The sequence below is a fragment of the Shewanella sp. SM95 genome, from assembly GCF_025653595.1.
Lineage (GTDB): Bacteria > Pseudomonadota > Gammaproteobacteria > Enterobacterales > Shewanellaceae > Shewanella > Shewanella oncorhynchi.
In genome coordinates this window covers 55,030-76,461 of sequence record NZ_JAKKSE010000021.1, presented here as the reverse complement: position 1 = coordinate 76,461, position 21,432 = coordinate 55,030, and the positions used below count along the sequence as shown (strand labels likewise).

The window sequence follows — 21,432 nt, the reverse complement described above, 5'->3', positions numbered from 1 at the left end:
CTGTTATTCCAAGGCGCCGCTATAAGAATACACCTCAAGAAAGAGTCGATTGGTGCTTATATCGGTATCGACATTTAGTGGAGAATGCTTTTGGAAGAATTAAGCACTATCGAGCAATATCAACAAGATATGACAAGCTAGCAAGAAATTACGCCAGTATGGTGTCACTGGCGTTTATGTTAATGTGGCTGCCGATGTATTGCTGAACAACATTTGTACAGCAAAGATCAACAGACCCTAGCTTATGCTTTGTTTTATTGAAGAAATTGCTCACAAGGCCAATCGTTAAGACAAGTATTAAAGATGCGTTTGGGGAAGGTCGCTTTAAATCTCAAGCGCTGTTAGACGAGTAAGCGCTGCCAGCTTACATGATGTACATGAATTCAAAAAGCAGCATAAGGGTAAAAAATCGAGTCAAGCTTAACATCCTTAAACTCAGGATGTGTAGTGTTCATGGATTTAGTTTATGTTTAGTCCGCGGTCAGTATGAGTGGCGACTCTTCAGCTGCGTGAGTTTTTGCTGGTAAGGCTGCATGTATAGTGCTGCGAATAAGCTCTAGCTGATAGCTGCGTTTGGCATTGAAGCGGATTAATGGCAGTTTGGCGCTTTCGCAGGCTTGCTCGATGAGGAGGTCGCGTTGCTGAGTACGTGTTTGCTTATGGCTTTTATCGTCGAGTTCGATGGCGGCGATAACTTCAAGTGTATTTTTGTCGCAGAGTAAGTAATCGAAGTGCTTGGCTGAAATTCTATTAAAGGCAATTTGCCAGTGTTTGCGGTTCATGCCTTTTTCTGGGGTGATAACGTCGGCGATACGCACTTTGCCCAGAACTCGGAATTGTTCGCCTACAGCTTGATCTAATATCCCGAGAAAGGAGCGTTCAGCACTGGAAAATAGGGCGTCTTGTTTACGGTAGCGATAGTTATTATCTGAAGATGGGATAAGCAGATTAGTGAAAATGCGTAAGAGTAGCGGCACGAAAATGATAATCGCCAAACCCAGCCCGATAAGTATTAATTGATTCGAATTCATCATTACATCCTTGTTTAGTATTGTCATTGTAACTTGCTAAGTACATATCCGTTAGCTGCTAGTACTTTTATGCCAAAAATAATGAGTCTCTGAGTGTAGTGATTACATCTTGTTAGCCACTACATCAACAGTCGTACCGATATTATCAGTACGCATACATCTTAACGATAAAACGCTTCAACTGTACCTTTTACTGCGAGTAAAAGAGGTTGGCCGCGACGGTCTAAGGATTCATTATGGATGGCCATTTATTTTAATGTTTTATGCACTTTAGTTTTCGATTTTTTGAGTTATGCTAAATACAGCATATAAATTTGCGGGTATCTCTATGTATTTTAAAAGTATCCTTGTTTTGTTGCCTTCTGTTTACGCAATTCTGTGTGTGCTTGGTTGTGGTTTTTTCGCGGACATCATTGTCGCCGCTGAGCTGCAATCGGCTACTTTTTCTAACGTGTTGCGTGCCGATTTTCGGCATCGTCCTCCTGAGATGGTGCTTGATGAGCGAACTAATACTATGACGAGTCCATTAAAGGATATTCTTGAGGAAGCGGCGGCTAAGGTCGGTTATCGCGTCGAATGGAGCGCGCGTCCTTTTGCTCGCAGCATTCATGAGTTGCGGGTAGGAACGGTCGACATTGTGCCGCGCACGATACGAGACGAAGAGCGAGAGGCATTTGTACGGTTTCTTGGTCCTATAGCCACGCAAACTCGCGATATTTTGTTTCTCGTAAAAGCCGGTGAGGAAGGACGGATTAAGTCCTATGAGGATTTGTATCAGCTTACTGTAGGGGTTAAACGGGGCACAGTTTATTTTGAGCGTTTTAATACGGATCCCGCGATACGTAAAATTGAGTCTATCGATGATGAAAACATGGCTCGCATGTTTATCATGGGGCGTTTTGACACTATGGTGGTGCTCGATCGTGCCGCCATTGAGAATGCCTTCAAGCAGCTCGGTTACGATCGTTTCAGCTATGCCGATTACCGTCAGTCGAATCGGATCGAACATTATTTTGGTATGTCCCGTAACTCTACCCATGCTGCTATTTTCGATGAACTTAATCGGGCGCTGCTTGATATGGCTGCATCGGGCCGTGTAAAACAGATTTACCAGGCCTATGGTTTAGCCGCAGAAGTAGAATAGGCAAACAAAACGGCTAATATTAATTGGCCGTTGTTATGATCCCGCTCTTTGCGCTAAAGCTTAACGATAAAACGCTTCAACTGTGCCTTTTACTGTGAGCAAAAGAGGTTGGCCGCGACGGTCTAATAATTCATTATGGATGGCCATTTATTTTGTCTTTATTTTGTCTGCCATTTATTTTTTTTATAAACAAAATGCTTGCTGCGATAGGGATGATTTGTTATTACTGGCGCATGAAAAAAATATACGTAAGCGCAATTAACACCACCACTACCACCACGAGAATTCTCGGGGGGTAGTTTTTTGCGTCTTTAAAAAAACCCTCTGAGCGAAATCGCCAGAGGGTTTTTTTATACCTTGGTTTTGTATTTTGCTCAGATTTTACTCAGATTTTACTCAGGAGAGAATGATGAAAACACATCGCGAAATTGCAGAACAACTTGACCTATTTCACTCTGAACCACAGGCGCCGGGCATGATTTTTTGGCACCCGAATGGCTGGGCATTATTTCGAGATATTCAAGAGCACATGAGGCGCGTGTACCGTAGAAATGGTTTTGAAGAGGTGAACACGCCTGTTTTTATGAAGAAGGAGTTATGGCAAACGTCTGGGCATATGGACATGTTTGCAGAGAACATGTTTTTCGGTGGCGGAAAGGAAAACATCGATGAATATGTTTTAAAACCCATGTCTTGTCCTGCCCATATTTTGCTGTTTAAGCGCGGAGTACATAGCCATAGAGATTTGCCTCTGCGGCTATTTGAGTTTGGCTTGGTGCACCGTAATGAATCCTCCGGTTCGTTAAATGGTTGCCTGCGCGCACGCCAGTTCACTCAGGATGATGCCCATGTTTTTTGCTGTTGGTCTCAGGCAGAGGAGGAGATACGTGGTTTTCTCCAGCGTGCAAAGCAGGTTTATGGTGATTACGGCTACCATAATTTAGACGTAAAAATATCGACTAAACCTGAGAAGGCATTAGGCAGCGATGAGCAATGGTGCCGAGCACAAAAGTTATTGGATTCAGCCTGCCAGATTGAGGGCTTTGATGCTGAGTATCAAGCTGGTGAAGGGGCTTTTTATGGTCCCAAAATTGAACTGTCACTGACAGATTCTATGGGAAGACGCTGGCAGTGTGGCACTATCCAGTTTGATTTCAATTTGCCTGAAAGATTCGATGTTCACTACACCAATGAGCAAGGTGAATTCGAACGGCCAGTGATTATGCACCAAGCTATGTATGGCTCTATCGAGCGTTGGCTGGGGATTCTCTTAGAAGTCTCACAGGGTAACCTGCCGGATTGGTTGCATCCCGTGCCTGTTGCTATCGCTTCAGTGAATGAGTCAAACAGCCAATTTGTCCGTCAGTTAGCCGCACTATGTTTAGCACGAGACATGCGAGTGTTGGTTGATATCAGTCAACACTCAGTTGCCCGCAAAATGAAACGCTTTCACAAGCAAAAAGTGCCTTACATCTTAACGGTTGGGGATAAAGAAGAGGCCGAGAAGTGTGTGTCAGTTAAGTGCCGCAAAGATGGTGTGATGACTCATATCCCTCTTGCTGAATTAGCTGACTACCTTGCGGATAAACTAGTGCGCAAACAATAACGTAAGGAAGACTGTGTTTGTTATCTAAGGCTAGCTAGGGTTCCCACGGCTAGCCTTTACTCATTTTATGATCCGGCTCTTTGCGCTAAGGCTTAACGATAAAAGGCTTCAACTGTGCCTTTGACTGTGAGTAGCAGTGGTTGGCTGTGGCGGTCCATGATTTATTGCGGATGACCATTTATTTTTTGTTTAAATTTTTTCAAAGGTAACATTTTTAGGAGGGAAACTATTAGGTAATGATCCTGATCTTATTTTTCTTAACAATAAACCAGTCAATAGAGAGGTTATATTTTCATCAAAATATTCTACATCTGGCGATCTAGATGCGATTATTGCAGTGCCCCATGTCTCACTGTCTTTCAGATCGGAAACAACCCAAAATATGCAATCACCATTATCCGTTACGCCTATTGGTAAAAGGCCATTAATTTCTGGATAGAGGTTATATTTAAAATACTCTGGGTCTTCATTATTAAGGTAATTGAAATCCTCAATGATTGATTTCTTCTGCTCAAAAAAATCAAGGTCATAATTTGTAGTAAATGGATTGAATATCGCAATAAAATCGGCAATTCTTCCTGTGCCATAACGATTAATAAACGCAATGTAATCACTGGGAAAACTAAGACCTTCATCTATAGAAGGCCAAACGTTACCAATCCCAGATTCATTAGGGATGTTAGGGGAAACTAAAATGCTATTTAATACAGATAGGGTCATGATCTACATTCCACGAGGATTAAGAAGAGTAATGCTTTCAAAGAAACCACCACTACCTTGAGCATTCACTGTTATACCTGCCGGTATTCTGGAAGGACCTTTATATATTGGAGTTACCGAGACATCAACTATTTCTCCTCTCTCTAACGCTTTCTCTAGCGAATCCCCAAATAAACTTGATGATATTCAAATAAGTAGGCATGCATAATGCTGTTTGATTTAATCCATTTTGCCAAAAAACGACTAGATAGCTGTTCCGAATAGTCGTTCACTGCACTGGTGTAGTTTCAGCAAGTAGCATTGAATTAGTATCATTTGCTGCTGGGCAAACAAAAACGGCCAATTAGATTGGCCGTTGTTATGATCCTGCTCTTTGCGCTAAAGCTTAACGATAAAAGGCTTCAACTGTGCCTTTTACTGTGAGCAAAAGAGGTTGGCCGCGACGGTCTAAGGATTTGCTTGGCACTTTTACCCAACCTTCACTGATGCAATATTCTTCGACATCAAAACGCTCTTTGCCGTTGAGCTTAATACCGATATCGTGCTCGAAAATTTCTGCCACATGGTGTGGGCTGCGTGGGTTAACGGAAAGGCGATCCGGTAAAGCAGGTAATGATGTTGTGTCGGTCATGGTCGTGATCTGTCGTTGTCTATAGTGAAAAAGCGTGCGCTATTGTAGGCAATCCCAGCGCAACGCTCAAGACTTTAACTGTGACTGATTACGCGCCTTGCGTTACAAGGTTAGGTTGTCCTGTTAGGACACTGCTGTTAGGACACTGTGCCGCAGCTGGAAAAGGCTTTCAGCACTCGGCCGTTTTCTCTGCCCATGACTGAGCGCAAGTAAACCTTGGCTAATGTGTCGGCATTGATTGCACTAAAACCGGGAAAATAGTCCTGATAGCTCGCTAATGACTCGCTTAATACCGTTGGGCTGACAATGTTTATCCGCTGCTGCGCAGGTAATTCACCCGCGACGGCGGTAACAAAATGCTCAAGTGCGCCATTGATTGTGGCGGCACTGATGCCATCTTTTACTTGGACATCGGCAATAATGCCACTGGTCAGTGTAAAACTCCCCCCAGCGTTGAGGTGTTGGCTACCTATTTGCACTAACTGTATCTGCCCCAATAACTTACTTTGGAGCCCTGTATACCAGTCTGCTTGGGTCATAGCGTTGAAGGGTTTAAACACGACGTCACCCATGGCCGAAATCATTGCATCGACTTTACCGATTTTTTCTAGCCCTTGATGGAGTGAATGTTCATCCCGAATGTCTATCAGGACATCCCCCGTTGTTCGCCCTACCTGAATAACTTCATGCTGAGTTGAATGGAATAAGCGGACTATGGCTTGTCCGATTGTGCCTGATGCACCCACTACGACTATTTTCATTACATGCTCCTAAATTGAATACGAATTGAGGATAGTCTGGTTAATTAAATAGAAAAAGCGCATATAATCACCACATTGTTTCGTTAATGGATTTAATTGATGAATCTCACCCATCTGCAGTCATTTATGCTGGTTGCCAAAATGCACAGTTTTAGCGCTGCGTCTGAACAACTCGGGGCTTCTAAAGGTTTAGTATCGCGCCATGTTAAATCCCTTGAAGATGAAATGGGTTGTCAATTACTCCACCGAACCACGCGGCGAGTATCAATGACCGAAGCAGGGCAAGCGTTATATGGTAAAGCCTGCGAAATTGAGAGGCTGGCCAATGAAGCTGGACGTTTAGTGCAGGATTTAACGCAGGACTCCTGCGGTACTTTAAAATTCACCGCCCCAACGGAACTGGGCAAAAAATTGCTGAGTCCTATGCTGCTCCAGTTTATTGCTGAGTATCCTCAAGTGAAACTCGAACTGTGTTTTGAGCAGAATATTCAAGATGTTGAGTTCGGTAAGTTTGATCTCGCCTTAAGAACAAGCATTGCGCACAGCGATAATCTGATCGCCAGATATCTTGGCAGAATTCGTCATGTCTTAGTGGTTTCGCCCGCACATTCCGCAGCCGCAGAAGTTCGTCACCCTGATGATTTACGCCATTATCGTCTATTGTCTTCGGGCGAAACACAGTGGGTGTTTGAACCACTCGCGGGGGACAGTCTCACGCTCACTTTTGAGCCTGCACTGTGCAGTTCAAACTATGCCACTACGCATTTGCTTACTTTGAGTGGTACAGGTATCGCTAGCCTGCCTTATTATTTGGTAGAGGAGGATATCGCTCAGCACAAACTCACTTTGCTCGTTCCCCAATGGCAATGCTATCCACATGAGTTGTATATGGTTTATGCCAAGCAGAGCCATTACCCAAAGAAGCTGCGCGATTTACAACATAAGCTACAAACGTGGTGCGAAACTCACTCAAAATATGTGGGTTAATGAGTCAAAGCGTCATCGCATCAAATCTTATCCGGCAGAGGGCGGAGCTTTTAGAATAAAGTGAGGCAGAGTACACTGCCGCGCATTGAATTTTTGTATTTGAATGTAAAGTCGAGCAGGCTTTTCCCATGCAGGCATAAAAGAGCGGCGATGAACCAAGCGTTATGAACGATGACATTAGTATCTCGCTGCCCTCGCTGATTCATCGAATTGGGCGGGAGGCGGTTAAACAAGCTCAAGCGATTGCAACCCTATATGATTGCGAGCTTAAGCGTGTGCGACGTTCAAGGAATTGGTGCATTGTTGGCGCGGCGATCAAGATCCAATCCTGCTGTGCGCATTTAAAAGCCGAGCAGCTACTGATGGCCGATGGAGCATTTCGTTATCTTATTCAAAAGCTTGAGTCAGCTTTACTGCAGCATGCAGACAAACTTGAACCATTAGACGCTAAGCTGATTCGGCTTATCACAGACAACCCTGCGATTACCTTAGGTGAGTTGATGCAATTGACCCAATGCACAGTCACAGAGGCCAGATTGGCACGTTTTCAAGCTGACTCTTGGTAGTTTGTCTGCTGAGTGTTTTTGCTTTAAAGGTTTATTTATGGCTTGTTGTTTCTAACACTTTTATTTGATTTTCGATTTGCTCGGCTTCAGCGGTCAGCAGTGAGTAGGATCTAATATCGCCTTTTCTCTGGGCATGCATAGCTTGTTCAAGCTTGGCGTTATATTGCTGAGTTAATTTTTTTAAGGGATTTTTCTTAAATATTGAGAACATGGCCATTTCTATTGGATTGGGTATTTGGACTTATATACGTAGGCAATGGGATTTAAGTTTTACTTTTTGAAATTAAAAAATCCCACAATCCTTCAATTCCACTGCCATCGGTCTCAGCAAGGCTGAGACCTTATCTTACATTTGCAGCAAACCAATGGGTTGCTATGTCTTCTCTAGCTTGCAACCCATTGAAAATATTTTAAATCTTAAACTGACCGACGAGCTTACCTAAGTTAATTCCTTCCTGCGACACGGTCTGGCTGACTCTGGCAGCATCTTCGCTGGAATGGAGTAACTCATTCACTATCTCTTGGATGGCGAACACATTACGGTTGATTTCTTCGGTTACAGAGCTTTGTTCCGTGGCCGCCGTCGCAATTTGGGTGCTCATGTCGTTAATTGCCGTGACCGCCGATGTCACTGAACCAAGGCTTTCAGAAATTGCACGGGAAGAGTCTACCGAGCGCACGCAGCTTTGCTGACTTTCTTCCATCGTTTTTACTGCCAGTGCGACAAGCTTGTGCAGTTCAGTTAGCATCTCATTGATTTCTAAAGTGCTTGATTGCGTTCGGCTCGCTAAGTTACGCACTTCATCGGCCACCACGGCAAAGCCTCGGCCCTGTTCTCCGGCGCGGGCCGCTTCGATGGCGGCATTTAATGCCAATAGGTTAGTTTGCTCAGCAATACCGCCAATCACTGACAGCACGTTGTTGATTTTTTTAGACTGTTCGCTCAAGGATTGAATGCTGCCCGCCGCATTGTTGATTTGCGCCATGAGTGCCGAAATTTCTTCTAAAGAAGCATCGACGCAGCGCTGAGCATTGGCTACATCGCCAGTGGCAGCGTGAGTCGCTTCAGCCACTTGCGTGGTATTTTGCGCTACTTCGCTGGCGGTGGCTGACATTTCAGTGATGGCGGTAACCACTTGATCAGTTTCATTGTTATGACTGATGAGTTGGCTCGACATGACTTTGGTTTGATCGTGAATCGCGTTGGCGGCGGTTTTAACTTTAGCCGTCGCGTTTGCCACATCGCCTATGATGGTTTGGAGTTTATCGACAAACAGGTTAAAGGATTGACCTAGTTGTGCAATTTCATCTTCACCTTTAACAATAAGACGTTTGGTTAAATCGCCTTCGCCTTTAGCTATATCGTTTAAGTTATTCGCCATATTTTTAATTGGTGCGACCATACGTTGGGCGGTGATCAGAATAACAACGGTAGTAATCGCGGCGAGTAACAGCGCAATTAACAGAATGGCATAGGATTTTTCGATCATCTGCTCAGTGACCGTCGCACGATAATCCTCAACGACAGTGTCGATATCATCGATATAGACTCCCGTGCCTAGCATCCAGTCAGTGCCAGGGATCATCATGGAGTAACCGATTTTTTCAATTTGCTCATTGGTATTGGGTTTTTGAAAGTAGAACGAGAAGTTACCGTCCCCTTTTTTAGCGGCATCGAGTAAACCGACAATGATTTTAGTGCCGCGGGGATCTGTCATATCAATTTTATTTTGCCCTTCGAGGTTGGGCATGACGGCATGGAACAGGTTTTTACCTTGGGAGTCGTAAATAAAGAAGTAACCAGAACTGCCAAAACGGATATCACGTAGCGCTTGGTTTACATTGCCATTTTCTTTTAAAGACAACTGATACTGCACTATTCCTGCGGCAATTTCGGTGGCTTCTTTTATTTGTGTTTTACGTTCACCTATGAGCTTAGTTCTAAAGGTCGTCACTTCATCTGCAAGGGCGTCTTTTTCGACATAGTAAGAAACTGTCATGAGTACGAACAAAGTAAAAATTAAAGGGAATAACGACAACAGCAGTAATTTATTACGTAGGCTGAAATTAGACATGCTTGACGACTCCATGATGAACATCTCTTTTATTGCAGGGCAGTATAGCTAATTTCCCGCATTCTTAAGTGCTTAAGTTAACAAAAATGTAATGGAAATCGATAAAATGCGCGCTGTTGATTTATTCCAAAATCGTTAACTATGCTGTGAATCTAGGCCTTTCTTTTGATCTTTATCAACATTATATGGGCCCAATGAGTTCACTATATTAGCTAAAATTGATGCAAAATTAGCTAGAGCTGGTGCAGCCGGTGCAGATAGTGGCAAATAGTAAGGGCAGGGTTGTGACAAATGAAAAGTTGATCCTAACGCTGAAAATCTGCATTAGTGTGGGTATTTGTCTTATTGCGCTGGGCATCTACTTGCATAACTTTAATGAAACCGTTGAGGCTATGGGCGTGCAGGGGATTATTCTCAGTGCCATGTGTGTTGCCTTTGGCATGGCCTTGTCATTACCGACTAAGATGTATTTAACCTTCCTGTTGGTTAAGCGAGAAACTGAAAAACATCCATAATGTGTTTTTGCACAGAGTGTTACTCTGCGACTTATTGGTTTCCTCGCCTTCTTGATACTCAATCTAAGTACTCGCTTAACCCTGCTATTCAACCCACCAAGCTCAGCCGCAAATGCCCTGATTATGGTTTTTAACATAATTAACCCAAGACTAATGGGCCAAAAACACCGATAATTCCCCCTTAATGACTCATTACCAATGACGCGACTTGGTCGATGGGCTGCTACAGACTCGCATATTTAGTGGAAATCATATTCAATGGAAATCAAAGTTAATTTTCTCGACAATCTTAGACTTGAAGCCAAGTTTGATGATTTTACCGTGACCGCCGATCAGCCAATCCGCTACAAAGGTGATGGTTCTGCCCCTAGTCCGTTTGACTATTTCTTAGCGTCGTCAGCCCTGTGTGCGGCCTATTTCGTGAAGGTATATTGCAAAGCCCGTGATATTCCAACGGATAACATTAGACTGTCGCAGAACAATATTGTCGATCCTGAAGATCGCTACAACCAGATTTTCCAAATTCAAGTTGAGTTACCCGAAGATATTTCGGAGAAAGATCGCGAAGGTATTTTGCGCTCGATTGACCGTTGTACGGTTAAAAAAGTGGTGCAAACGGGTCCAGAATTTAAAATTGAAACCGTCGAGAACCTAGATTCAGACGCCAATGCCATGTTAATGGGCCAGCCTAATGGCGCATCGAGCACCTTTATTCTGGGTAAAGATCTGCCGCTGGAGCAAACCATTGCCAATATGACGGGCATGCTCGCCGATCTTGGAATGAAGATTGAGATCTCTTCATGGCGTAACATAGTGCCGAACGTGTGGTCACTGCACATTCGTGATGCCGCTTCGCCAATGTGTTTCACCAATGGTAAAGGCGCGACCAAAGAAAGCGCGCTGTGCTCGGCACTCGGCGAGTTTATTGAGCGTCTGAATAACAACTTTTTCTATAATGATCAATTCTTTGGGACTGAAATCGCCAATAGCGAATTTGTGCATTATCCCAATGAAAAGTGGTTTGCGTTAGAGGAAGACGATGCGCTGCCAGCGGGTATTCTCGATGACTATTGCTTAGAGATTTATAACCCAGACGACGAGCTGTGTGGCTCGCACTTGATTGATACTAATTCGGGTAATGTTAAGCGCGGTATCTGTGCGATTCCTTACACCCGTAAATCTGACGGTGAAACGGTTTACTTCCCGTCGAACCTGATTGAAAACCTGTTCTTAAGCAATGGTATGAGTGCGGGTAATAACCTGCAAGAAGCCCATGTGCAGTGCTTGTCAGAGATTTTTGAGCGCGCTGTAAAACGTCAAATCATTGAGCAAGAAATTGTCCTGCCCGATGTGCCTATGTCTGTACTAGAAAAGTACCCAAGCATCCTCGCAGGCATTAACGGCTTAGAAGAGCAAGGTTTCCCGGTTGTGGTCAAAGATGCCTCACTCGGCGGCCAGTTCCCAGTGATGTGCGTCACCCTGATGAACCCGAAAACCGGCGGAGTATTCGCCTCCTTTGGCGCGCACCCAAGCTTTGAAGTGGCGTTAGAGCGCAGCCTAACTGAATTGCTGCAAGGCCGTAGTTTAGAAGGTTTAAACGATGTGCCAAAACCGACCTTTAACAGCATGGCGGTCAGCGAGCCAGAAAACTTTGTTGAGCACTTTATTGATTCAACAGGGGTGATTTCATGGCGCTTCTTTAGCAGTAAATTTGATTATGAATTCTGCGAATGGGATTTTTCTGGCACCAGTGAAGAAGAAGCCAACGGCCTGTTTGGGATCTTAGAAGCGTTAGGTAAAGAGGTGTATATCGCTGAGTTTACCGATTTAGGCGCATCGGCGTGTCGTATTTTAGTACCTGATTACTCTGAAATTTATCCAGTTGATGACTTGATTTGGGATAACACCAACAAGGCGCTGGCGTACCGTGAAGATATCTTAAATCTGCATTCGTTAAGCACTAAGCAATTGGCTAATTTGGTCAACCGTTTAGAAGAAAGCCAACTCGATAACTACACGGATATTCGCACCTTAATCGGCATTGTATTTGATGAAAATACCGTGTGGGGAAAACTGACGATTATTGAGCTTAAGATCCTGATTTATTTGGCACTCGGTGCACACGAAGACGCGATTGAGCTGGTCGGTGAGTTCCTGCAGTTTAACGATAATACCGTTAAACGTGGCCTGTTCTACCAAGCCATGAATGCTGTGCTGGAAGTGACTTTAGATGAAGAGTTAGAACTTGATGATTTTATCCATAACTTCAACCGTATGTTCGGTAAAGATGTGATGGACAATGTTGTCGGTTCAGTCACAGGTAAAGTGCGTTTTTATGGCTTAACTAAGACCAGCATGCAGCTCGAAGGTATTGAGCCGCATTTAAGATTGATTGAAAGCTATAAGAAGCTGCATCAAGCCCGTAAAGCTGCGAAAAATCTGAATTAATTCTGTTAGTTGGCATTAGCTTAATGTGTTTAAAAGCGAACCCTTTGGTTCGCTTTTTTGTTTGTTGCTCTTTTGATTCGCGCTTCTTATGAGCACTTGTGGCTATCACTTATTAAGGATGCTTGTTATTGCTATATGTGGTTTGAAATGTTCAGCCCGCTTAGGCTGTATTTGATATAACTCGATTTTTACCGTTACGTTTAGCTTGATACAAGGCCGCATCGGCCCGCTTAAGCGTTTCTTCATAGGACTTATCCAATGGTTCGATAGAAGCGACTCCAATGCTTACGGTGGCAAACAAGCCATTGACCGCATATTTTTGCAGTTCAGTGTAAAAGCAATCGCAGAGGTATTCTGCAAATTCAACCGCTTGCGAATGCTCAACCCCAGGTAGGGCAATCACAAATTCATCGCCACCAAAACGATACGCGCTATCGGTTTTTCTAAATTGAGTTCGGCAGGTTTCAGCAACTGCGATGATGATTTGATCGCCAGCATAGTGACCCAATTGATCATTGATGGACTTTAAGTGGTCTAAATCGAGGATCAAGATTGAGGTGGGAATACGGTGGCGCTGAAATATATCGAATTGGAAGGTTAAATCACGTTCTAAGCGGCGACGGTTATAAAGCCCTGTCAGTTGATCGGTATCGCTTAGTTGACGTAGTTGCAGTTCAAGATCATGCCGCTTGGAAATATTACTGGCGACCCAAAGCACCACAGGCTCATTATCAACCAGAAAGTCTAGTGCTTGAATGCGTCCCTCAAACCAAATGGGTTGTTCAGGACCTATATCGGGTAAGCCTTTGACATCTTTATTGCTCAATTCATATTCTTCGATCAGTAATTTTCGGCTGGTTAATGCACTTTCGATAACCTGTAAAAAGTATTTGAGTTTATCAGCCTTTAACACATCGCTAAGATACAAGCCGATTAGTCCACTACCATCGTGGTAATAACGGTCATCTTTACCACCGAAGACGGCAATGTATTTACCACTTTTTGACAGAACAAAAGTAGGATCAGGAAGTGCATCAAGGACTAAAGCCATTTCTTCTATTTTGATCATCGATTAAAATCCCTGTGGAAAATCACCCAACCTTAAGTCCGCGTGTCCAAGTTATCATAGATAAACTACTCTTTGGCGCTTTAGCCGCGAATGCATCCTGCGAACTCATTACAATTTAGCCGCTTTTGTGGGTAACAACAAACCATAACAATATGCCGTACAATTTATTTGTCGTCGCGATTTTACCAAGGCATCAGAGCGTTCGATGGCGCAGAGTTGTATCCCTGTTGAGGCTTAAAACCTAAGCCCTGCGATCGTATCGAGTCAGTCGTGATGTCTTGAACTTTAGCGTTTGTGCTTATGTTCAAAAAGCTTCATTGCGGTGCTTAGTGGACAGATGATTTTCGAGTAGAATCTAGGGCCTTAATTGTGGTTTTAATTTTACACAGGGATTTATAATGCATACTGCAGATGATTTTATTGAACATTTAGCGCTAGAGCAGCATGTTGAAGGCGGTTATTACCGCTCATCCTATCGTTCAGAAACGGCATTTGATCAGACTCGGGCATTATGGAGCAGTATCTATTTTTTGCTGCGTACGGGAGAGGTTTCCCATTTTCATCGTCTGACAGCTGATGAAATGTGGTATTTCCATGCGGGGCAATCACTGACGATTTACATGATTGATCCTAATGGGGTGCTAACGACGGCGCAATTAGGGCTTAATTTAGCTGCGGGCGAGCGGCCACAGTTTTTAGTCCCTAAGGGCTGTATCTTTGGTTCAGCCATGAATCAAGATGGTTTTTCATTAGTGGGCTGTATGGTATCGCCCGGTTTTACCTTTGATGATTTTGAGCTGTTTAGCCAACAAACTTTGTTAGCCCAATATCCACAGCATAGTGACATCATCCAACGTCTGAGCCGTTAGGGAAGCGCCAAAGTCAGTTAAATTTAGCTAGTTGATTTGTTAAATGGTAACTTGGTTGACATTGCCTCATTCGGCTAAACCAAGGTCGCTCTGAGTCATTAAATTTGACTCAATAGTAAGATATCCCCGCGACAAGGCTTGTCTATTGGCGTTTAACCACGTAAAACATGCTTTTTGGCGTACCTCTATGTACCAAGTGTTATGGAGTAATTGAATTTGGAACACTTAGTGTGGGAGCTCGATCCTGTATTAATCTCGTTTATGGGACTAAAAATACATTGGTATGGAGTCCTGTTTGCTGTTGCTATTACTGCTGGTTTTCAGGTGATGAAGCGGATTTATATCAAGGAAAATCTCGATCTTGAGTCCCTTGATAATTTACTGATTTATTGTGTGGTTGGCATTATTGTGGGCGCGCGTTTGGCCCATTGTATGTTCTACGATCCGACTTATTACTTTGCTCATCCGCTTAAGATCTTGGCGATTTGGGAAGGCGGACTTGCCAGCCACGGTGGTGGTTTAGGCGCGATTCTGGCCTTGTATTATTACCAACGTAAAGTGAAGCTACCCTTCCTGTTTTTGTTGGACAGACTCGCGATCGCAACCGCCATTTTTGGCTTTTTTGTGCGTATGGCAAACTTCGCCAACTCAGAAATTTTAGGCGATCCTACGACTCAACCTTGGGGCATTATATTTGCCCGTGTCGACATGTTGCCAAGACATCCAGCACAGCTCTATGAGGCTTTCGCTTATTTAGCTATCTTTATTGGTCTGTATGCTTTGTATCAATACACGCAGATTAAACAAAGACATGGGGCTATTTTCGGCCTGTTTCTGGTATCGGTGTTTAGTGCGCGAATTGCGATTGAGTCGATTAAAGTTAGCCAAGCGGCTTACTCTGAAACTTTCTTAAGTGCGGGACAACTTCTGAGCTTACCGTTTTTAGCCGTAGGTATAGTCTTGTTGTTCTTGGCGTATCGAAAGAAAACCGTTTAAATTTAAATATCAAACGGTTAAAAAAGGCTTTCTATCTTGATAGAAAGCCTTTTTTATGAATGAATTAATCATCAAGTATGACGTTAGGCTCTCTTCACTATATTAGTCACCTGCACCATGGCATCCCGAGCGGAACGGCTCACGCCCGAGAGTTGGAAGAAACCATGGATGACGCCAAGATAACGACGGCAGTGGGCATTGACGCCAGCCTCTAATAGATTCCTAAATAGCTGTTCACCTTCATCGACGAGCGGATCGAATTCGGCGGTGATGATATGGGTTTCGGGTAAGCCTGCTAAGTCATCACGGCGTAGTGGACTGGCTTCTGCATCGGTTCTGGGGTGCCAATCTAAATACAGATCGAAACCTGTGAGCAAGGTGTCGCGGGTGATGATGTATTTCTCGCCATTGTCGCTATAGCTTTGGCTCTTCGCGGTGGCATCGAGCATAGGATAGATAAGCACTTGTTTGTGTGGCAACCATTGCCCTTTGGCTTTTAAACGCAGGCAAGTGACTAGGGCTAAATGGCCGCCGGCGCTGTCGCCCATTAGGGTGATTTTGGTGTTATCACCGCCCCATTGGTGGCAATGTTGATAGATGACTTCTGCGGCATGGCAGGCATCGTCGTGGGCTGCGGGATAAACATGTTCTGGGGCGAGGCGATAGCGAACGGCGATCACCAGTGCGCCAGAATCATTGGCGAGTTTTCGCAGTTGTTGATTGTGGGTTTCAACGCCGCCACTGATAAAACAGCCACCATGGTAGTAAATGACGATAGGTAAATTGTCTGCCGCCGAGGGTTTAAACAGAGTTAATTCTGCCCCCTCGATGGAAATAGATCTAACCTCGAACACCTCTTCAGGCTCACCTGCGAGTACAGTGCTGGCGATATAACCTTGCCTACGTTGCTCAATGGTTTGCTCTCGCACCGATGGGCAACCCGCCGCGATAAACTCGCTAACCAATTGTTTAATTCCCTCTTCTAAATAGAGTTGGCTCATTTAATACTCCCTCAATTTTTAGTGCGCTCGGCTGTTCTGCAATGGGCTGAGTTTATCGGCAGCTTAATTGAATTGGTAGCCTAGATTCACACTCAGCCATGAGCTCTATCATGATTGCGGAAATTAACTTTGGTATTAACTCAGTAATGAATACGGTTGCAGTCGGCATCTTTTTCACTATTACAGATTGAGTTGTAGGGTGTCTTGTAAGAAAATTACCAACTTAATTGACTGTCAGGCTTAATGCGGTTAAATGTCCGCCTGATTGTGCGTTCGATAGCACTTTGATGTCTATTTGTGAAAGTGGGTTTCAGTCTCTTGGCTAAAATATAGGTTGCCAAGATGCTGTTTGAGCGACACATTGAGCCAGCGACCACACTCGTTATTCGTTCTCTATTTGCAGGAATCTTTCGTGGCAAAAGCACCCAAAACATTGCAACAGCGTATGGGCATAGTTGCCCTGACGTGGCCGATTTTTATCGAGACCTTGCTGCAATCTCTGCTTGGGATCAGCGATATCTTTATGCTGAGCCATTATTCCGATAATGCGGTTGCCGCAGTGGGACTCACGACTCAGCTGATGTTCTTCATGATGGTCATGTCCATGATGGTGAGTACGGGCGCGAGTATTTTGATTAGCCAAAGCAATGGGGCAGGCCAACCGCAGCAGGCTATAGACATAGGCGTGGCGAGTGTCGTATTGAGTTTGGTATTAGCCTTGGTCATGGGTGCATCTATGTTCTTTGGTGCTAAGGGCATTATCGGCTTATTTGCGCTTGAGCACGATGTGGCTGGTTTTGGATATGACTATTTGGTGATTTGCGGCAGCTTGAGCATAGGGCTAGTGATGAACATTGCCTTCGCCGCTATTTTGCGTAGTTACGGTTTTACCCGCTCGGCCATGTTAGTCACCTCGAGCACTGGCTTAATGAACGTGATCGGTAATTATATTGCCCTGTATTCACCTTTTGGTTTACCTGTTTATGGGGTAACAGGGGTGGCGATATCGACAGTGACCAGCCAGATCATCGGTGCGTGTATCATGCTGATGGTGATCCGGCATAAGCAAATTCCGCTGCCACTGCAACGACTTAAGCTTTTACCGCGCAGCACTTATTGGAGTGTGATGCGTATTGGCCTGCTCAATGCTGGCGAGATGCTGTCTTACAATGTGGCTCAGATGACCATCATCTACTTTATCAGCCAGATGGGCACTTTATCGCTCACGGCCTACACCTATGGCTTGAACATTAGCCGTTTTATCTATTGTTTTGCAGTCGCACTCGGGCAGGCGACGCAAATCCAGACTGGATATTATGTGGGTAAACAATGGTTCGATGAAATCACCACTCGGGTGCAGCGTTACTGTTTGGTGGGCTTTGTCGCTTCACTGACCATAGTATTAGTCTTCTACTGGCAGCGATTCGTTATTGTCGGCTGGTTGAGTGAAAACGAAGAAGTTATCCAACTAACAGCGTTATTGCTTGCGGGTTCCATCGCCCTTGAAACCGGGCGAGTGTTTAATCTGGTGATTATCTCGGCGCTCAAGGGCGCGGGTGATGTGGCATTCCCTGTGCGTATAGGTCTTTTTAGCATGTGGGGTATTGGGGTATTTTTTGCTTGGTTCTTTGGCTTGCATTTAGGTTATGGCGTGTTGGCTGCTTGGCTGGCCGTTGCGGCAGATGAGTGGGTGCGTGGATTGATTATGGTGCACCGTTGGCGCTCGGGTCGCTGGCAGCGTTTTACGCGTATTCCGTCAGTAACCCCAGCTTAAACTGTTCTGATATCAAAAGGTCAACGCTTATTGTTTGCCCCATTTACCCGATTTCAGCAGTTCATTTTTAAATTGTAGATACCTTGGATGCCCTTCATAGGTTTCGATTTCCATAGTGCTGTAGGGGGCAAAAATAGCCCCAGGAATTTGGCATCCTCTAGTAAGAACGTCTTCTAATGAGGGCATAAAACATTCTTTAATCGGGTCAAAATGGATTTTATAACTGGCATAGCCGCGCGTAATAAATCTATCGGTTATGGTTTTGAATAGCAGTCCAAAAGGTGTGTCGAGCGTCTCCGGCGTGGAGTAATAAAAGCCTTGTCCGTACCAGTAGAGTAATAAGGCGGTACCTGCATCGCAGAGTGGATGTTCGATAATCGCCCTGACCATGTTTGGGTCATGATCGTCCCAATTCAAGTTCCCCGCGACAAAATGCAATTCCTCCATACTTTGTAAGTCACTGATACAGGTGATTTGTGTCGCCGCTTTGCCAAAGTAGGTACTGTCTTGATGTAAAAAGTCGTAATCGGGATCGGCGAGTAATTTGGCGAGTTGTTGTTGATTGGCAAAACAGCCAAATTCTGCGCATTCATAGGCGCGAATAAATTGTTCCTGGGAGAGTAATTTAGCCAAGGGAATCCTTTCTTTTTATAGAAAATACAGTTTATAAAAAATACAACGCCAGCCTTTACGTAGTAAAAGGCTGACATAGAAGAAAAGGAGCGTAAAACGTTACGCTTGCTGTTGCAGCAGAGTACGGCACAGCTTAATAAAGTCCGATGAAGTGACGATACCGAGCACTTTTTTATCGGCATCGACGACGGGCAAGCAGCCGAGTTTGTTTTCAATAAAATATTCCACCACCACAGTTAAGGGCTCGTCGGCGGTGAGATGCTGATACTCTTTATCCATCACTGTCGTGATTGGCGTGTATCGCTCTTTACGTTCGAGCGCGCCTTGGCCGTATTTGTTCAACATAGTCATCACGCTGGCGATCATCTTTTTATGGGTGAGTACGCCAACGAGGGTGCCATCAATTTCAGAAATCACAGGTAAGTGGCGTACGCCACGGGTTTGCATCAGATGGTGGGCATCTTTCAAGCTGGCGCCATCGCTGATGCAAATGACTTGATCACTCATAATATCGCTGACTTTCATTGTATAAATTCCTTTTCTTGCCATTCTCTGGCGTGCATTTAACACGCTGCGTTAGCCTGCACCGATGTTAGCAGCTTCTCTGTAAGCTACGCCAGTCCTGCACAAATAAAGTACGCTATCCAGTATAAGTGTTTGAATTGATAGATATCATAAAAGGCTGACAAAGATGTCACAAATATGTAACAGTGATATCTCACAATCGTGGTCTTATTAGACCTCATACCAGTGAAGCCTTATCTAACAAGGAATAATAATGAATCGTACCGTAACTCGTCGTGATTTTTTGGCTATGTCGGCCAAAGGTGTTGGTGTTGCTGTAATCTCTTACGGCTTGATGGGCTGTAGTGATAGTAATGATGATAATTCTGTACCCGCTCAATTTTTACATGGAATTGCCAGTGGCGATCCGGCAGTCGATGCCGTGATCCTATGGACTCGTGTCACGCCTGAGTCTGAGGGCGATGTAAAAGTGAGTTGGCAAGTGGCAAGCGATGCGGCCTTTAGTCAATTAGTGACTACAGGTGAGACTGTCACTAATGCGAGCCGTGACTACACGGTTAAGATTGATGCCCGTGGTTTACGTGCCGGGCAAACCTACTTTTATCGCTTTATGACGGGTGATAAAACCTCAGTTGTGGGTAAAACCCGCACTCTGCCTGAGGGTGATGTTAGCTCAGTCAAATTAGCCGTGATGTCCTGTGCTAACTTTCCTGCCGGTTATTTTAACGTCTATGAGTTAGCGGCGGCGCAGGATGATTTAGATGCTGTGGTGCATTTAGGCGATTACATCTATGAATATGCCCGCGGTGGTTATGCCAGTGAGTATGCTGCCGAATTGGGCCGTGAAGTGTTACCGGCCAATGAGTTGCTGACGTTGAGCGATTACCGCACTCGCCATGGTCAGTACCATACCGATGCGAGTCTGCAAAAGTTACACGCGAAAGTGCCTTTTATTACAGTGTGGGATGATCATGAAGTGGCCAATGATACTTGGCGTGATAGTGCCGAGAATCACAACGAAGGCGAAGGGGATTTTGCCGTTCGTAAAGAAGCGGCACTACAAGCTTATTTCGAGTGGTTGCCGATTCGCCCATGGCGTGAAGGGAATCATGAAGAGATTTACCGCAGCTTCAGTTACGGCAATCTCGTCGATCTGCATATGCTGGATACTCGCGTATTAGCCCGTGATAAACAGCTCGATTATGCCGATTATATGGATCCTACCACGGGCTCGTTTGCGGGAGAGCGTTTCCTTGCCGATGTCACTTCGACCACTCGCACTATGCTGGGGCTGACGCAATTATTATGGCTGCAGGGCACATTGCTACAGTCGACAGGCAAGTGGCAAGTACTGGGACAGCAGGTATTAATGGGTAAGATGTCATTGCCGGCGGCGATTGCCACTCAGCAGATGAGCATTCCCCAATTTGCCATGTTAGGGGCTTTAGCTAAGTTAGCGGCCCGTGCGGCGGCAAATGATCCCACGCTGACTGCCCAAGAGCTGCAATATCTTCAAGCCAATCAAGCCTTACTCACGCCAGAAGTTATCGGACTGCTGCAATTACCTGCCATTCCATACAACTTAGATGCTTGGGACGGTTATGCCTATGAGCGTGAAGTGATTTTAGGTACGGCTAAATCGAAAAATCTCAACCTAGTTGTGATCGCGGGTGACACCCATAATGCATGGGCAAACGAGCTTAAAGACGTGCAAGGCGATACTGTGGGTGTTGAGTTTGCGACTAGCTCAGTATCATCGCCAGGCCTTGAATATTACTTGAATCTGCCAGCGGAACAGATCCCCGCGACCGAGGCGGCAATCGTCGAGTTAGTGCCAGATCTTAAGTACGCTAACTTAAAAGACCGAGGCTTTATGACGCTCACCTTTACCGCTGATGAGGTGCGCAGCGACTGGCATTATGTGGATACCATTTTGTCGAAGGATTTCCAAGTCGCAACGGCCCGTGGTTATAGCACTAAGACAAAAGTAGGCGAGCATGTGATTACGCCTATCGTTTAATGCGGTATTGTTCGCTTGTTTATCGGCCACCTTAGGGTGGCCTTTTTGTTGCTTTTGGCTT

The 21,432-nt window shown here is 44.8% G+C and carries 21 protein-coding genes and 2 pseudogenes; 11 read left to right on the top strand and 12 right to left on the bottom strand.

Annotation, left to right across the window (positions count from 1 at the left end; all coding sequences use genetic code 11):
* The coding region (locus tag L5M29_RS19005) for a transposase (protein WP_259574827.1) at nt 1-206 on the top strand (206 nt) is incomplete at its 5' end.
* A gap of 264 nt (nt 207-470) precedes the next feature.
* Here L5M29_RS19005 and L5M29_RS19000 read toward each other — a convergent pair.
* Both L5M29_RS19000 and L5M29_RS18995 read right to left on the bottom strand, forming a co-directional pair.
* Nucleotides 471-1,031, bottom strand: coding sequence for a DUF2726 domain-containing protein (locus L5M29_RS19000; protein WP_263169477.1), 561 nt, complete (start codon nt 1,029-1,031; stop codon nt 471-473).
* Between the two features lie 161 nt (nt 1,032-1,192).
* Nucleotides 1,193-1,273: pseudogene (locus L5M29_RS18995) on the bottom strand (DUF3297 domain-containing protein); the annotation flags it as partial.
* An 86-nt stretch (nt 1,274-1,359) separates the two neighbouring features.
* Here L5M29_RS18995 and L5M29_RS18990 point away from each other — a divergent pair.
* Complete coding sequence (locus tag L5M29_RS18990; RefSeq protein WP_263169476.1) at nt 1,360-2,175, top strand: substrate-binding periplasmic protein; 816 nt, start codon at nt 1,360-1,362, stop codon at nt 2,173-2,175.
* Between the two features lie 60 nt (nt 2,176-2,235).
* On the opposite strand, the pseudogene L5M29_RS18985 reads toward L5M29_RS18990, so the two are convergent.
* A pseudogene (locus L5M29_RS18985) lies at nt 2,236-2,304 on the bottom strand (DUF3297 domain-containing protein); the annotation flags it as partial.
* Between the two features lie 241 nt (nt 2,305-2,545).
* On the opposite strand from L5M29_RS18985, the gene thrS reads away from it, so the two are divergent.
* Complete coding sequence (gene thrS, locus L5M29_RS18980; RefSeq protein ID WP_263169474.1) at nt 2,546-3,781, top strand: threonine--tRNA ligase; 1,236 nt, start codon at nt 2,546-2,548, stop codon at nt 3,779-3,781.
* Nucleotides 3,782-3,970: 189 nt separating this feature from the next.
* Here thrS and L5M29_RS18975 read toward each other — a convergent pair whose 3' ends face one another.
* From L5M29_RS18975 to L5M29_RS18965, 3 genes are all read right to left on the bottom strand, one after another.
* Complete coding sequence (locus L5M29_RS18975; protein WP_263169472.1) at nt 3,971-4,501, bottom strand: SMI1/KNR4 family protein; 531 nt, start codon at nt 4,499-4,501, stop codon at nt 3,971-3,973.
* Nucleotides 4,502-4,886: 385 nt separating this feature from the next.
* Nucleotides 4,887-5,132 carry a DUF3297 family protein gene (locus L5M29_RS18970; protein WP_006080205.1) on the bottom strand — a complete coding sequence of 82 codons (246 nt, stop codon included), beginning with the start codon at nt 5,130-5,132 and terminating at the stop codon, nt 4,887-4,889.
* A gap of 137 nt (nt 5,133-5,269) precedes the next feature.
* Nucleotides 5,270-5,893: a short chain dehydrogenase gene (locus L5M29_RS18965; RefSeq protein ID WP_263169470.1), complete on the bottom strand. Its 624-nt coding sequence runs from the start codon at nt 5,891-5,893 to the stop codon at nt 5,270-5,272.
* Between the two features lie 99 nt (nt 5,894-5,992).
* Here L5M29_RS18965 and L5M29_RS18960 point away from each other — a divergent pair, with 99 nt between their 5' ends.
* Nucleotides 5,993-6,880: a LysR family transcriptional regulator gene (locus tag L5M29_RS18960; protein WP_263169468.1), complete on the top strand. Its 888-nt coding sequence runs from the start codon at nt 5,993-5,995 to the stop codon at nt 6,878-6,880.
* 164 nt (nt 6,881-7,044) lie between these two features.
* On the top strand, nt 7,045-7,446 hold the full coding sequence (locus L5M29_RS18955; RefSeq protein WP_263169466.1) for a ribosome recycling factor family protein: 402 nt from the start codon (nt 7,045-7,047) through the stop codon (nt 7,444-7,446).
* Between the two features lie 31 nt (nt 7,447-7,477).
* Here L5M29_RS18955 and L5M29_RS18950 read toward each other — a convergent pair whose 3' ends face one another.
* Together L5M29_RS18950 and L5M29_RS18945 are read right to left on the bottom strand one after the other, a co-directional pair.
* Nucleotides 7,478-7,657, bottom strand: a complete 180-nt coding sequence (locus L5M29_RS18950) for a DUF6435 family protein (protein WP_263169465.1) — start codon at nt 7,655-7,657, stop codon at nt 7,478-7,480.
* A 199-nt stretch (nt 7,658-7,856) separates the two neighbouring features.
* Nucleotides 7,857-9,521, bottom strand: coding sequence for a methyl-accepting chemotaxis protein (locus L5M29_RS18945; RefSeq protein WP_105250188.1), 1,665 nt, complete (start codon nt 9,519-9,521; stop codon nt 7,857-7,859).
* 284 nt (nt 9,522-9,805) lie between these two features.
* Between L5M29_RS18945 and L5M29_RS18940 the strand changes: the two genes are divergently transcribed.
* On the top strand, nt 9,806-10,036 hold the full coding sequence (locus L5M29_RS18940) for a hypothetical protein (protein ID WP_263169463.1): 231 nt from the start codon (nt 9,806-9,808) through the stop codon (nt 10,034-10,036).
* Nucleotides 10,037-10,294: 258 nt separating this feature from the next.
* On the top strand, nt 10,295-12,484 hold the full coding sequence (locus L5M29_RS18935) for an OsmC domain/YcaO domain-containing protein (RefSeq protein WP_263169461.1): 2,190 nt from the start codon (nt 10,295-10,297) through the stop codon (nt 12,482-12,484).
* Between the two features lie 160 nt (nt 12,485-12,644).
* On the opposite strand, the gene L5M29_RS18930 is transcribed toward L5M29_RS18935, so the two are convergent.
* On the bottom strand, nt 12,645-13,553 hold the full coding sequence (locus tag L5M29_RS18930; RefSeq protein WP_263169459.1) for a GGDEF domain-containing protein: 909 nt from the start codon (nt 13,551-13,553) through the stop codon (nt 12,645-12,647).
* A 398-nt stretch (nt 13,554-13,951) separates the two neighbouring features.
* On the opposite strand from L5M29_RS18930, the gene L5M29_RS18925 reads away from it, so the two are divergent.
* Entirely contained in the window at nt 13,952-14,422 is a 471-nt protein-coding gene (locus L5M29_RS18925) for a cupin domain-containing protein (protein WP_263169457.1), read from the top strand.
* 216 nt (nt 14,423-14,638) lie between these two features.
* The gene (gene lgt, locus L5M29_RS18920) at nt 14,639-15,418 is read left to right on the top strand and encodes a prolipoprotein diacylglyceryl transferase (protein ID WP_131523760.1); all 780 of its coding nucleotides are present in this window, start codon (nt 14,639-14,641) and stop codon (nt 15,416-15,418) included.
* Nucleotides 15,419-15,501: 83 nt separating this feature from the next.
* Here lgt and L5M29_RS18915 read toward each other — a convergent pair whose 3' ends face one another.
* A complete protein-coding gene (locus tag L5M29_RS18915) occupies nt 15,502-16,419 on the bottom strand; it encodes an alpha/beta hydrolase (RefSeq protein ID WP_263169455.1) in 918 nt (305 codons plus the stop codon).
* Between the two features lie 412 nt (nt 16,420-16,831).
* Here L5M29_RS18915 and L5M29_RS18910 point away from each other — a divergent pair, with 412 nt between their 5' ends.
* Nucleotides 16,832-18,193, top strand: coding sequence for an MATE family efflux transporter (locus L5M29_RS18910; RefSeq protein ID WP_263169453.1), 1,362 nt, complete (start codon nt 16,832-16,834; stop codon nt 18,191-18,193).
* 27 nt (nt 18,194-18,220) lie between these two features.
* Here L5M29_RS18910 and L5M29_RS18905 read toward each other — a convergent pair whose 3' ends face one another.
* Nucleotides 18,221-18,826: a DUF4274 domain-containing protein gene (locus L5M29_RS18905; protein ID WP_263169451.1), complete on the bottom strand. Its 606-nt coding sequence runs from the start codon at nt 18,824-18,826 to the stop codon at nt 18,221-18,223.
* Between the two features lie 99 nt (nt 18,827-18,925).
* A complete protein-coding gene (locus L5M29_RS18900) occupies nt 18,926-19,351 on the bottom strand; it encodes an HPP family protein (RefSeq protein WP_105250180.1) in 426 nt (141 codons plus the stop codon).
* Nucleotides 19,352-19,604: 253 nt separating this feature from the next.
* On the opposite strand from L5M29_RS18900, the gene L5M29_RS18895 reads away from it, so the two are divergent.
* Complete coding sequence (locus tag L5M29_RS18895; protein WP_263169449.1) at nt 19,605-21,371, top strand: alkaline phosphatase D family protein; 1,767 nt, start codon at nt 19,605-19,607, stop codon at nt 21,369-21,371.
* Nucleotides 21,372-21,432 lie beyond the last annotated feature (61 nt).